At 59.9% G+C, this 13,876-nt stretch carries 11 protein-coding genes and 1 pseudogene; 4 read left to right on the forward strand and 8 right to left on the reverse strand.

Annotated features, from left to right (window positions below; translation table 11 throughout):
- Window positions 1-50 precede the first annotated feature (50 nt).
- Window positions 51-611, forward strand: a complete 561-nt coding sequence (locus ABZ824_RS24130) for a GntR family transcriptional regulator (RefSeq protein ID WP_356965450.1) — start codon at window positions 51-53, stop codon at window positions 609-611.
- Window positions 612-1,171: 560 nt separating this feature from the next.
- On the forward strand, window positions 1,172-1,336 hold the full coding sequence (locus ABZ824_RS24135; RefSeq protein ID WP_356965451.1) for a hypothetical protein: 165 nt from the start codon (window positions 1,172-1,174) through the stop codon (window positions 1,334-1,336).
- A 269-nt stretch (window positions 1,337-1,605) separates the two neighbouring features.
- Here ABZ824_RS24135 and ABZ824_RS24140 read toward each other — a convergent pair whose 3' ends face one another.
- From ABZ824_RS24140 to ABZ824_RS24175, 8 genes and pseudogenes are all read right to left on the reverse strand, one after another.
- Window positions 1,606-1,932 (reverse strand): winged helix-turn-helix domain-containing protein, encoded by a 327-nt coding sequence (locus ABZ824_RS24140; protein ID WP_356965452.1) that lies wholly within the window; start codon window positions 1,930-1,932, stop codon window positions 1,606-1,608.
- A gap of 332 nt (window positions 1,933-2,264) precedes the next feature.
- Window positions 2,265-3,053, reverse strand: coding sequence for an HNH endonuclease signature motif containing protein (locus ABZ824_RS24145; protein WP_356965453.1), 789 nt, complete (start codon window positions 3,051-3,053; stop codon window positions 2,265-2,267).
- A 61-nt stretch (window positions 3,054-3,114) separates the two neighbouring features.
- A complete protein-coding gene (locus ABZ824_RS24150; protein WP_356965454.1) occupies window positions 3,115-4,629 on the reverse strand; it encodes an AAA family ATPase in 1,515 nt (504 codons plus the stop codon).
- Between the two features lie 412 nt (window positions 4,630-5,041).
- Window positions 5,042-6,076, reverse strand: a complete 1,035-nt coding sequence (locus ABZ824_RS24155; protein ID WP_356965455.1) for an HNH endonuclease — start codon at window positions 6,074-6,076, stop codon at window positions 5,042-5,044.
- Between the two features lie 344 nt (window positions 6,077-6,420).
- Window positions 6,421-7,686 carry a site-specific integrase gene (locus tag ABZ824_RS24160; protein WP_356965456.1) on the reverse strand — a complete coding sequence of 422 codons (1,266 nt, stop codon included), beginning with the start codon at window positions 7,684-7,686 and terminating at the stop codon, window positions 6,421-6,423.
- Complete coding sequence (locus ABZ824_RS24165) at window positions 7,686-7,916, reverse strand: hypothetical protein (protein WP_356965457.1); 231 nt, start codon at window positions 7,914-7,916, stop codon at window positions 7,686-7,688. The genes ABZ824_RS24160 and ABZ824_RS24165 overlap by 1 nt, the downstream gene beginning before the upstream one ends.
- A gap of 676 nt (window positions 7,917-8,592) precedes the next feature.
- Entirely contained in the window at window positions 8,593-11,088 is a 2,496-nt protein-coding gene (locus ABZ824_RS24170; protein WP_356965458.1) for a DEAD/DEAH box helicase family protein, read from the reverse strand.
- Window positions 11,089-11,664: 576 nt separating this feature from the next.
- Window positions 11,665-12,190 (reverse strand): annotated as a pseudogene (locus tag ABZ824_RS24175) (integrase core domain-containing protein); the annotation flags it as partial.
- Window positions 12,191-12,218: 28 nt separating this feature from the next.
- Here ABZ824_RS24175 and ABZ824_RS24180 point away from each other — a divergent pair.
- Both ABZ824_RS24180 and ABZ824_RS24185 read left to right on the forward strand, forming a co-directional pair.
- Window positions 12,219-12,935, forward strand: coding sequence for a transposase (locus ABZ824_RS24180; protein ID WP_356965459.1), 717 nt, complete (start codon window positions 12,219-12,221; stop codon window positions 12,933-12,935).
- Window positions 12,936-12,944: 9 nt separating this feature from the next.
- Window positions 12,945-13,712, forward strand: coding sequence for a transposase (locus ABZ824_RS24185; RefSeq protein ID WP_356965460.1), 768 nt, complete (start codon window positions 12,945-12,947; stop codon window positions 13,710-13,712).
- The last annotated feature ends 164 nt before the right edge of the window (window positions 13,713-13,876 follow it).

Genomic DNA, 13,876 nt, shown 5'->3' on the forward strand with positions numbered 1-13,876 from the left:
GTGGACCAAGTCCACCGCCCCTCGGCTGGAGGTGCATCCACCCTACGTGATTGAGTCGACAGAAACCGTTGCACTTCAACGAATTCCGCCACGTGATTGATGATCGCCTACGATCATTCCCCGTGTCGGAGCCCCGTTACATCACCATCGCGAACGACTACGCCCGACTGATCCGTAGCGGCGAGCTCCCGCCCGGAACACCGCTCCCCAGTTATGCCGAGCTGGCCAAACAGCATGGCGTATCAATGATCGTGATCCGAGAGGTTGTGCGACGGCTACAGTCCGAGCACCTCGTCCGGACTGTCCGCCGCCGCGGCACCTACGTGACCAAACTCGACGAACGCACCAGCGAAGACACCACCGCCGAGCCATCACTACCGCCTGGCGCTGACGATTTGGACCGACTTCGCAACACCGGCGATCCGGTGCAGCGTGCACGCTCAGCCGGTGAACTCATCACGGCTTACCAAGTTCGAATCGCCGAACTCGGCGCCATCCGTCAAGAGGCGATCGAGGAGGCCCACGAGCGCGGCCTGAGCTTCGCAGAGATCAGCCAACAGCTTGGGCTTACACCGGGCAGGATCAGCCAGATACGCCGACCCCGGCACTGATTCGGCCCATCTGGACGACATTCCGTCGTGCCCCACGTTGTGCGAGTTGTTGCCGAATTTCGCCATACAGGATCAAGAGCGCCCCGGCGGCGCTTCGCGCCGCCGCCGCGCTGCGACACGCAGCGCGGCTGATGGGGCGTCGCTCGCGGCGCGTCGAGCGCGTCGGCGACACTCGGCCGCCGGGGCGCACCGGAGTTCCTGTCTGGTCGCTTTCTGCATCAACCGAAGCAGTGCTGGGCACGCCGAGAGCCGTACCCGACTTACCTCCCGCAGCCGAGCACGAATCGGCCGGCACTCTGCCCGGTCCACCGGCTGTGGTCCCCCCGAGGTCCCCGGATTGCACGAATGAGGTCACCGCATCCAGCCGACAGGGCTCGCCGGTCACCAGTTCCTCTCCGGCCGTGGCGGTCTGACTGATCCGAGGGCTATCACGCCACCAGCGGGCATCAAGAGCGCCTACGGCGTCACTCCGTGATGGCTGGCGCCACTCTTGACACCCACCGGAGCCGTGATCGAGACGCCCTCAGCCAGACCACCCCAACCGGAGAGGAACCCACGAGATGACCACCAAGCCCACCACCTGCCAACTCCGCGGATGCGACAACCCCGCCGCCATCCCGTTCACCTCCAAGTACGGCCCACAGGACCAGGTCATCTGGCACTGCACCCCGTGCAACACCCAGCACCGCCGCAACCTCGAGGTCCTCGACCGCTACCCGTACTGACCCGAAGGGGGCTTCGGCCCCCTTCCTCGGATTGCCGAACTACTGAGCGTCCTTCGGCCGCTTGGCCCTGCTGTGTGGTGGCCTGCATTGTGTTCCCGCGCCCCTCCAGCGTCAAGAGCGCCTACGGCGTCCCTACGGGATGGCTATCGCCACTCTTGACCCCGGAGCCTCTACGCGCGAAAGGCAGGCCGATAAGGGGCAGGCGCAGCCAGCCCGCCTTTAGGTGCAGGCCACCACACAGCAGGGCCACGATTGCTCGCTGTCATTGATCAGACCGGAGGGTGAACGTCCCGGTTGGGTGAGTCGTGAGCCGCCTGCCAACATGCGGACCACTCGCCAAGGTATGGCTCATCGACGAGGTCTCGTGCAATCGCCATGAACAGTTCGCGGTAAGGGAATGCCGCGGTCTCGTGGCCCAGTACGCTCGCAACGGCCGACCTCGACAACCCGGTGCGCTCCGCGACATCGGTCATGGTTGTGCCCGAATTCGCGTAGGCCGACCTCAGAAGGCCGCGCAGGCTGTAGACGTTGTTCGGGCGCGGGACGCTCCGGCCTATCCCCAGATCGACGGTCTCCGAAGAATCATTCAGTTCCATCAGCAGGCCCCTCCTCGCAGATTTGAATGCGCTGACTCTACGCCCGCTCGCCGACACGAGCGATGACACGTCGTTGGCGCCCCGTACATGGCCGGACATCGACGTACTGAACCGCCACGTGGAGCGACGACAACATCCGCTCGAATACCTCAAAAACTACCTCTGACCTGCCTCTGGACCAGAAGGCGAAGTGAGTGCGCCACGAGTCCGCGGCAATCACGACGAAGACCAGCTAGCCCAATGCCCACAATGGCCGTTTTCCCGGCCGCTGCACTGCGTCCGGCGTCATCAACACCGCCAGGAGGAGCCGTGCCCAAGCATTGCCAGCCCGCTCAGCCAGCTTCGAAGCCTCCGGCGCAGTACCAGTCACAGTTCGCCAGGCCGCGGTACAGTACCGCTCGCCACGCATTTGGGCTGACGTGATCAATGCTCTCTGCCGATTCCTCTAAATGGGTCCTGACGGCATCGCTGCCACCGCCGTCGAATAGCCGCCGTAAATGACGTTGCATTTCCGCAATAGCTGCCCCCGAAGCTGACGCATAAGAATCCGCGAGGTCCAGATTTCTAAAAACATTTTGCACTCGCATCACCAACTCAGGTGGCCACGAGGTGGGACAGTCCGCTGTAAATATTGCAGCCACCCCCGCATCGTTGACGATCTCGACTGCCAACCAAGTGTCCGTCACTACTTCAAAGTAGGGATGAAATCCGTATTCGCTACCTGTCAGCGCAACCCCAGCAAGCATATGATGGTTGCAATCCTTACAACACGGGACCAGATTCCAGGGATCAATTGCCATTGATGCGTACCGCTTTTTTGGCAGAAAGTGGTCTAGAGTAGTCGCCTTATTGTAATTGCAGTACGGACACCGCCTCAAGAGCGCCGAGGCGAGGATTCGATCGTAGTACGCGCGAGCGGGAGAAGACTTTCGAGCAAGCTTTTTCTCGTACAACCAGATGAACTCTTCATCCGATACAGTTGACACCGGATAGTCGCCAGCCGATTCCTTCCAAAGAATACCCGCGGTACCAGCCGACTTATATCGAGCGTTATTGATTTCAAGCGATGACAATTCGCTTGTCAATCGCTCCGTCAGCGTAGCGTCCTCGATGTTGTGCACACACGCCAGAGCAACCTCGGAGCACGAGAATTCCGGGGGTGTCGCCGCCCACATTGCCCGACTACCCCCGATTGTTTTTAGCAATACGAGCACGCAAAATGGCGCGGCCCTCCATGCCCAACTGACCATTAAATTGCTGTAGCGCAACTGGGTACTCAGGATATTTTTCTGCGACGTCACTCAACATTTTATGAAAACCGGTTGATGTTACTTCCAGCCCGAAAACCTCATTCGTTAGAACGCCGACATTTTCTCCAAAAGTCTCCATGTCCGGGCGAATGGCCACGCTAGCTTGACCAACGAGAGACAGCTTCCATACACAAGTCGCTGGCATTTCCTGGAGCACTACTGGAGAGTGGGTTGCAACAATTGCGACACCATTACGGTCGACCATGAGCTCGCTAAGGGCACGGATATATGAAGAGAGCAAAGGAGGGTGGAGGTGCGCTTCTGGCTCGTCGATCAACACGAGTGTCTTTTCCTCCACAGTCGCCACAAGTCTTGTAATGCTTATCAAAACTATTTTATGTCCGGAGCTGAGTCGAGGGTAAGTCTCTCTAACGAATCCGACTACCTCATTCGCGCTCGAAGAGATCAGCGACACGAGCCCCATTTGCTCGAAGATCGGGTCCGCTTCGAGGATTCTCAGAGCGTTCTGCCAACGCTCCTTTCGAGCTTCGAACAGACATGAGCCGACAGCTTCAAGCAGTAGGTCGAGCTGCGACGGCACCGGCTGAAACGGGTCAACTACACTTTGAATTTTCAGACCAATGTATGAATACCCAAATTTGTGACGATCCTTGTTCCTCTCGTCAGGTTCGAAATCATCAAATGCGCTAAAAGAAACAGACACCAGATTATTGAAATCTGTGAACCGTCGGCCATTAGGGCTTTGGAAACTTCCCCGGCTAGATCCGTCGCGCCCCGCAAGATCATCTGCCATTGCATTTAATAATGTAGACTTGCCGACACCATTCCTTCCAACTATTGCGTGAATATTAGTAGGAGGATAAGACTCCGGCTTAACCTCGAAGGATAGATTGAGCTGTTCTTTGCCTTCTAAATCACGACTCACAAAAGAAAATACATAGGGAGTTAGGCGTGCACCGCCGTGTGCGAGGCGATGAAATTGCCCCTTCAACAATTGCAGAGGTATTTCTCTTAGCAGAGACTCCGTCATTACGTCCTCATTCAGCATTGCATCGCAAAGAGTAAGGTCATACGCGACATCACGAAGTGTCTTGTGAATGGCAACTCGCTGCGGTGATCCGAGCTGACTCACGTTTTCGTAATACGCGGGATCCTGACCGAGACTGAACGTACTGCTGTCGAAGGCGGAAGATCTTGAAGGAAGAGCGGGGCGCGCCGCGGGCTCGCCGGGCTCTGGCGGGCTCATTCCCTGCTGACCCACCTTGACCACCCCCAGAGTCTTGCTGGAGCCAGCGGCATCGACGTACGACACGGTATAGAGGGTGGAGTACTTCCACCAATCATTCCAAGTGGTCTCGCGCAATAGGACCACATCCCGCGCATCACTTGGATCGACCTCCGCGGCACTGACCACCCACAACTGCATAAGGAAATCATGCCACGAACTGAGGCCGTTCGAGGCGTAATCAGGGCGGGTCGCGCATCACAACAACGATTCGCCGTAATTCGGGCTACCCGACTAGAGGATGCTGACGCTCTTTGAGGGGCTTATCCGCCCGGATCCAGGACTGGACCGGACGGATCCACTGTCGACCTCCATACCATGACCATCCCAATATCTCTGATCCACGTCCACCGTCCTTTGACCAGGCCTCGCTTCTCAAGCCGCTTCAAACCGGCGTATACCGAACCCTTTTCAGCATCTCCTGGAAGGTAGTCCTCATCCCCGGCACTGTAAATATCGGATGCGATCTCGAACACGGAGAGGGAAAAGTCGTCGTCATGTAAGCACTTGAGAATTTGCTTCTGAAGCCAGCCTAGGCCCTTGTGTTGATTCGTCATGAGTTGCTAGCACCCGGCTTCCCCTCAAGATGAAAGCGCATAAGATTGCCAGGTCCGGCTGTAATGATCGCCCGCAGTTCGTCCGGAGTCAGGAATTGCTTCGGCCGATGGATCATTTGGTGACAGTTAGCGCACAGAAGAATCAGGTCGTCGAGGGTGTTCTCAGTGGGTCCGCTGGTGTGCAACGGCACTACGTGGTGGACATGAACGTATCCGTCACCTATTCCGGGATACGTGGCCTCAAAGTCGAAGCCACATACCTCGCACGCGATACTGTTGCGCTCTCTTCTCGACCGCTCGATCTTTCGGCGCCGCAGTTTCGGATCTCGTTCGTAGACACGGGTGAGGCGCTGGCGGGCTTTGCCTTCAATCGCCGCCGCGAACTCATCAGCAGACGCAGCGTCAGCGTCAGGGGTCTCGATGTCCTCGTCGTCGTGATCCAACACCAAGTCGAGCTGCCCGTGCTGTCTAAGCATCGCGGCCAGGGCTCGCATCTTGTCGCGGTGCTTGGCGAATGCTTCTGCGACGTGCGCTGAGAGCCTGCCGCCTCTTGTACGTGTACCGTCATGGTTCGGATGCGCGGTCCTCAGGTCTTCGAACTTACGGTGCACGCTGTCCGTGCTTCTGTACTCAGGAATGCTCGGCGCGTACACCCACTGGGCACGGAGGAGCTTCGACAGTTCCTCGGTCCGCGGGTCCCTCTCAGGAATCGTTCGCCAGTCGTTCCGGTCGAGCAGATCGCAGGCCAGGATTTGTTCTTCGAGCTTCCAGGCCATCTTGCCGGTGACCTCGAAGCCGAGCCGTTCGAGCCGATCAGTCAGTGCGAGTCCACCCGAAAAGTCTTCGGCGGCGTACCGCTCACCTGTCATCAAACTGTACGCAACGCCGACGATCGCTTTCGAGTCGTACGCACGACCTTCGTACAGCAAGAAGTACTCCCGAGCCGGTTTGAATCCGTGCTCCCGTAGGAACTTGGGCCTACCAGCCTTGTCGCACTTCTCGATCGCCTGCAACACGAACGGACGGGTCAACCTCGACAGCTGCACTTCGTATACCCCACCGCAGAAGGACTAGAACAATCGCGCACCGTACTCGATCAGTACGACATCATTCGCGACAGCCGTGTCGTAGGGAAGAGAGCAGTCAGTCCGCACCTGTCTTGCAAGCTAGAGGGACGGGACCAGAACGGGACCACACGCTATGAACGATGCCAAACAACAAGCTGCTCAATGCGAGCCAGCGACCTACCGAAAACCGGTATCTACCTGCACTTTTAGCGCCCGGACCTACCTGGGGGTCAAGTGGTCGCAGGTTCAAATCCTGTCAGCCCGACATAGAGAAATCCCCTCCGACCTGCATCGGAGGGGATTTTTTCCTACGGTACCGCCCGCAGAGTTGGGGCCAATCTGGGGCCAGACTTGCCCCGCAGGTGCCGCGACAGCTGATTGCCGTCCTCCTGCAATGCCGCGATATCCGGGTGTAGGTACCGCTGCGTGATCCTGGGATCAGTGTGCCCGGCGATCCGCTGAAGCCGATGCAGCGGAACCCCGGCATCCGCGAACCATGTCAGCCCGGTATGCCGGAGATCGTGACGCCGCAGATGCTCATATCCGAGCTTCGTCACAACCTCGTCCCAATGGGTCGCATCCCGCAGCACTCCCGTTTGGATGCGACCTCCCCGAGGCCCGACGAACAGCCGAGCATCCAACAGCGCCTCTCGCCGCTGCTTCTCGCTCGCCTCCTGCAGGCCACGTTCAACGCGGGCGCGCGCCTCGTTGATCCGCCTGAGGATCAGCGGACGAATCTCCTCGATCAACGGAATCGGACGCGACCGCTTGCCCTTCGTGCCCTTGTCTTGCAATCCACCCGGCCCCGGCGTCGTCTGCCGCCGCAACGTCCACACCCACTGCTCGGTGTCGATATCCCGGACCCGGCAACCCGAAACCTCCCCGATCCGGGTCGCCGTGCAGGCCGCGAACATCACCACATCGCCCCAGCCGCGAAATCGCCCGGCCGATGCTTCCGTGAGCGCCGTCATCAACTGCTCGAGCGCGGCCCAATCCGGCAACGCCAACGCACGCGGATCGTCGAGCTCGTCCTCGCGCCGCGCCAGCTGCCGACGCCACCCGCTCACGTCGACCCGGTTGCGATCGATCACTTCGTCGCGCACGGCTTGATCCAGGACCCGCGCCAGTGCTGCCAAGGTGTTCTTGATCGTGGACTCTCCGCAGCCGTCCGCGATCCAGCCCGCCACCGCCCGATCGGCCAAACCGGTTGTGATCATGGTGACCGGCAGATGACCCAGTGTCGGCACCACCCGACGCCGCCAGCCCGCCCGATACGGATCGAGCGTCTTCGGCTCCACGCCCCGCATCGCGGTATCCCAGTGCGCATTCCCGTACTCGGCCAGCGTCGCAGTCGCGGTCTTCGGATCTACACCGCGCAGGGCCGCCTGCTCGATCCCCGAAATCCAGTTCTCGGCTTCCTCCTGGGATTCGAACGTCTTCGACCTCGTGTCCCGGGCCTTGGCCACTGGATCGGTCCAGCGGACCCGAGCCCGAACCATCCCGCCTTTGCCTCGGACCTCGATATAGCCTCGGACTGCGACCCCGAGCGGAATGGCGCCGATGCGGTCGCTCATCACGCCGCCTTCGGATCGATGCGCCTGCTCGACAGGTACTCCATCACGTCGGCGCCGCTGTAGCGGATCACACGATCGGAGATGGCTACGAACGGCGGCCCCGCGCACGCGGGGATGGTCCTCGCCAGCACCAGCACGCCCACCGCCAGCACCGGTCGGCTCCGCGCACGCGGGAATGGTCCGTCGGCGTAGGTCGGTTCGCCGCAGTAGCATTCGTCGGCCCCGCGCACACGGGGATGGTCCGTAGTAGACGCGCCAGCTGTGCTCATACATTGCGTCGGCCCCGCGCACGCGGGAATGGTCCGCGGCCAACGGCACTGCGTCGACCACAGAAGCGGTCGGCCCGCGCACGCGGGGATGGTCCGCTGTACGAGTCCAGCAGGATCCAACGTTGCACCACGCGTGATTCGCTCGTGCCCGGCGCGGTTGCTGGTCAATCATCGCTACTTGTCATCAAAATCGCCATTTAATGACTGACGTCAACCAACGAGGCTCGCACCCGCCAACGCCAGCAATCAATGCTACAGCGGGAGTGGGGTAGGCGTTGGAAGTATCCGCAGCTCAGCGGCCCAATGCCACCAACCACCTCCAACACGGTCCGCTCTTGACAACGATGCCAATTGCAAGCTGGCTCGATGTGAGTACATGGAGTTACCCATGTACTCACGAAATCAGTTGGCGCATTTGGGATCGCACCGGCTGCTGGCGTAGTCGCCTTCCAGTAGCCCGGCACGGTTGGGCGACGAGTTCGCGTTGCCACTGGCCGAACATGCGCCGCATGGCCACCCCGCACGTCGGGCGCACCGCTTGGGTGGCACGTATTTGTGGCTATCGCACATCGCGCCAGTATTTGCATTGGATGGATGCCCATTGATGCCAGCATGCAACATGTATGGTCCATTCGGTCTAGCGTAGGTGTTCGCCGTTATCGCCAAAATCGAATACTCGAAAAGATTCCTTTCGCCACCCGTCACCATGGACGCTCTTTACTGGTCGCGCGCCTCGGCTTAACATCAGCCAGAACAAGCCTTTGGATGTTACCTTCTTCAGAAATACCAGATTGACGAGTTCCGGCACATCAAATCCCATATCTAGCATTCCAGAAGAAATTGCCACTCTCGGCACGGACTGGGCATCTTTGAATCGTTCAATGATATTTGATACATTGATTATTCGAGAAGTGACAGGAAGTGCGAAGTCGCCTCCCAAGTCGGGATACTTAATTCTGAAACGACGCGCAACCAACTGGGCATGGCTGACGTTCTGAGCAAAAATGATCGTCTTTCCTAGTTTTCCGTCAGCGGCATAAGCCCCCCGCTCCATGAGTATTCTCAGCGAAGCATCGATTGCCTCTTCGCCTCCAAGTTTGCCTGTCACGCTATCTTGACTATTGAGCCCTGAGGTAATCCTCACGCTCGTGAATTCGGGTTCCACCAGGTAGCCGTCTGCCACAGCTTCGTAGAAGCCGTAACTACTGGTTGGCGTGTCTTCGCTTATATCGAACAGTATCTTGATATCTTCATCAAGACTCTCCGTAGGGCAGGACGTAAATCCAACCACCAGCCCGTCAAAATAGTCCATTATCCGTCGGCACGCTCGACTTCCTACCGATACGAGCTCGTCTATGAAGATAAGATCAAAGAATCCGTGACCGTATCGGCGAAGCGAGGATTCTCCGTTTGGATCGATATACGACGCCAATTTGTGGAGCGGCACGACAAATAAATGTGCATTCGGGTCGTGACCGCGCGCACTATCCGAGACGATAAGGTCTGGCAGATGCGCCTTGAACACGTCCAAAGCCTGGTCAACCCTGGCCTGTCGATCGGTAACGAAGAGCGCGCGATTAGCCCAACCGGCACGAACGAGGCGATCAACAAGGGCTGCACATGTGGCAGTCTTCCCGCTTCCGACTGCCATACTCACCAGCGCCCTACGCCGCCCATTGTGGCCCTCGAAAGCCTCGCAAACGTCATGCACGATACGTTTCTGATGGTCGCGAGTGACGATCCGCTCCTCGATCGGAACTTGATTCAAACTCCGACGATTTAAGCGATTGGTAATCTTACGACCAAGTTCCTCCTTTGTGTAGAACCCTTTTATTAGTCGCGGCGAGAATGAGACTTCATCCCATACAAGGAGGTCGCTACCTATGACACCGAAAAGATAGGGAAGCAGGCCGAATTTGTATTCAAATTCGCGGGCGTACGCTCGCAATTGCGAGAAGGTGGATTGCAGATCGGAACCAGCTTCCCTGGCTTCGACCAACGCCAGTGGACGACGGTTATCGTCCCACAAGACGTAATCAGCGAACAAACGTCCCGAGCCCTGAGGGCGAGTAAGGGGATAGTCGCGACTCAGAGACGGGCCATCGGCCCAACCCGTTTCCTCTAGGAGCATTTCAAAGACAGCTCTCGATGCAAGTTCACCTCCGCTCCGTTTCTCTTCTTCGATCGGCAGATCCACATCCATATCGAGAGATACATAGTGAACACGTTCTGATACGTCTTCAGAAATCCCTAAAGCGGCTGAGACCCTTCGCGCATCGCCCTGTCCCGATACCTGAGATGTCCGATCTTCGATGAAGCCCGTCGGTATCGTAGCCCGGGGATCGAAATTGCATTCTTCTCCCGGAAGGCTATCGGCATGAGAGGAAAACATTCCAGCAAACAACTTCAGAATATTATACAGTTCGGTGACGCAGGCGAGCGCGTCACTTCTAGACAGCATCCTCGAACTGTGAACAGCCGCTTTTCCATGTCGAATGATGTTCTTCGCCTTGGCAGTCAGCGGTCCCAGTGTGTCGGAAATCGCGGGGTCGGAAATCATAGCCGAGAGAGTGGCGCTCTTGGGCTCCTGATCGGAGCCTAGGTGTCGGTAGAGCCATCTCAACGTCATTTCAAGCGCAGACCGGCTGTAGAAGCATGATATTCGTGGATCGACATTTGCGTGATACTCGGCACGGGCGGCCTGATCGTACAGATCCGGCCACTCTGCCTGAAGAAACCAAAAGTTCGACTGCTTTGGGGATGGCTCGTTTACTACGCCAGCGTTTGGCCTGATACCGGTGGGCTGATCACGGACAGCCCACGCCCAGATCTCTTCCGCCGGTGCGTTGAACACCGTAGTCAAGTCGACTCTGTCGTCAGTCGCGTCCATGGGTAGGAGGAGCCAGTTGGGGGAAACGTCCAACGCGAGAGCTAATGCCACAAGATCATCGACATCGACCCGTCGTTGACCTTTCTCAAGTTTTGCCAGCGCAGACAGATCGATCGGTCGACCGAGTTCGCCAAGCCTCGTCGAGACCCAATCGAGGGTGCGACCACTGGACTGCCGGAGGTGCCTTAACCGCTGGCCTACCCGGATCCCAGTCGGCCCCACGGCTGCAACCTGCTTCGCCATGGATTCAACAGTAGTGCCTGTTGGTGAAAATCTCCAAGAATGTTCGACTTGACCAAAGGGGTTCAGGCGGAGGAGGCTAGCGCGGTGAGGACGGCTGGTCGGCGCCGAAATGGCAACGGCCCCTGCGGGAACAGGGGCCGTCCTCGTCGTAACCATGGCTTTGAGCAGGAAGGACGAGAATGTCAACAGTAGCGGGTTCCGGCGACCCGGCCAACGGCGCGTCCGTCGGCCGCAACGCCGACACTCCGCAGCCACTGATCTCACTCCGATCGATGGTGATAATCGGGGTCTCGATGCTGGTGGGATTGTGTGCAGGCGTTGGCGCTGGTGCCGCAGCTGGATTGAAGGTTACTCATGCATACGGTGCGATCGCCGGCCTGGCACTTGCATTCGTATCTGGTACCGCAACGGGAGTGCTGACCGGCCTAGCCGTGGCCCGCAACCTCCACGCACTGATCGATCGCTCAACTCCATAAGATGTTTGATGGCACCTCGTGCAGGGTGCACTCATCGCTTATGGCCAGTCCCCGATAACGCGACCACCCGGACGTAGAGCCCGGGTTGTTTCGTCCGTTGTCAGTCGATCCCGCAGTCCACCGGGTGGTGGGTGTGGGTGCAGGCGGCAGCGTACTCGGCCGGTGTCCGATAGCCCAGGGCTGAATGCCGGTGCCGCAGGTTGTGCTCGGTCTTGAAGTCACCGATGACCACGCGGGCCTCGAGCAGGGAGGTCCAGTGGTTGCGGTTGAGGCACTCGGTGCGCAACCGGCGGTTGAACGACTCGATGTAGCCGTTGTTCCACGGCGTGCCGGGCGGAATGTAGGTGATCCCGATCCTGTTGGCGCAAAAGCGTTGCAGCGCTGTGGATATCATTTCCGGGCCGTTGTCGCACCGCAGCACCTTCGGGACGCCCCGGGTGGCGAACACCCGTGCGAGTTCGGCGACGAGTTTCTCGCCAGTGATGGAGCGTTCCACCAGATGCAGCAGCGACCCGGGTGTGTTCATCGACCATCGACGCGATCTTCACCGTCCGACCATCGACAGTGGAGTCGAACTGGAAATCCAACGCCCACACCGTCATCGGTGCATCCGCGGCGACCGCCGGCCGGGTGGCCGATGACTCGATTTATGGTGTGTTGCACCGAGAATGCGGCCGGTTGTTCCCGGATGAGATGTTCGCGGACCTGTTCACCGATGTCGGGCGGCGGTCGGTGCCGCCGATGATCGTGGCGGTGGTGATGGTGTTGCAACGGTTCGAGGGTCTGTCGGATCGGGAGGCGGTGGAGCGGTCCGCGTTCGACGCCCGTTGGAAGTACGCAGCTGGTGGACTGGATTTCGACTATCCGGGATTCGTGCACACCGTCTTGGTGGACATGCGCGCGAGGCTGGCTCGCTCGGATCGGCCGGACCGTGTCTTCGATGCCGTGCTGGAGGTGGCGCGCCAGGCCGGGCTCGTGGGTCGTCGTCGTCGGGTGCTGGATTCGACGCCGTTGTATGACGCGGTGGCCACGATGGACACCATCACCCTGGTCCGCTCGGCGATCCGGGGTCTGCTCGCTGCGGCAGGTGCCGAGTTGGCTGCCCGGCTGCGAGCTCTGGCCGGCAGCGGTGACGACTACGCCAGTGCGGCGAAACCGGGCATCGACTGGGACGACGAAACCGCCCGTAACCAGCTGATCTATTCTCGTGTTCGCGACGGGATGGCGATGCTGGCGCTGCTGGACGGGTGCGAGCTGGACGAGCGAGTCGGCAAGGCCGCGGCATTGCTGGCCACCGTGCTGGCCAGGACATCGGTGAAGACGCCGACGGGCATTTCGCGATCGTGTGCGGCACCGCCGCCGATCGGGTGATCTCCACCGTTGACCCCGAAACCCGCCACGGGCGCAAAACCTCCGCGCGAGGGTTCGACGGCTACAAGGGCCACATCGCTGTCGATCCGGACAAGCGAGATCATCACCGCCACCACCGTCACCCCCGGCAACAACGGTGACGCGGAGGTGGCCGAGGAACTACTCGCCGACATCCTGCCCGCCGAAGCCGCAGGCCGGGACAACGACGCCGCCGCAGTGTTCGGTGATGCCGCCTATGGGGCGGGAGAGTTGCTGAAACGGTTGGACGACAACGGGATTCGAAATCTGATCAAGGTGCAGCCGTCGCCGTCGGTGAAAGGGCATTTCTCCAAGGACCGGTTCACGATCGACCTGAACACCCGGACGGTGAGGTGTCCGGCCGCAGTCACCGCACCGATCGCCGCCCGGATCGGTCGCCACACCGGCGTCGCCTGCTTCGGTGACGCGTGCGCGTCCTGCCCGCTGCGCGCACAGTGCACCACCGCAGCCAGTGGGCGCACGATCACCATCGGCGCTTACGAGCGCTACCTGGCCACGGCCCGGGAGCGTCGAGACGATCCTGTCTGGAAAGCCGACTACCGCGGAATCCGCCCCAAAGTGGAACGCAAAATCGGTCATCTGATGCGCCGCCGCCACGGCGGGCGCCGTGCCCGGATGCGCGGACCGGTCAAGATCGGCGCTGATTTCGGCCTGCTGGCCGCCGCGGTCAACCTCGCCCGCCTCGCGGTCCTGGGCATCGGCCACACCACCAGCGGCTGGACCGCGGCTCAGGCCTGACGATACCGGCCACCGGAACCCTCATGCCGAATCACCACGAGCGCACCCTGACACGGCCCGACACCGACTAACCACGGGCACCGTCAACTGGTCGATCACTCCGACCTTCCCGGCACGCCACAGCCCGCACACTGCCCGTTCGACACCAGCCACCTAGGGTCCGT

The sequence above is a fragment of the Nocardia sp. NPDC047038 genome (genome assembly GCF_040644075.1).
Taxonomy (GTDB): domain Bacteria; phylum Actinomycetota; class Actinomycetes; order Mycobacteriales; family Mycobacteriaceae; genus Nocardia; species Nocardia sichangensis.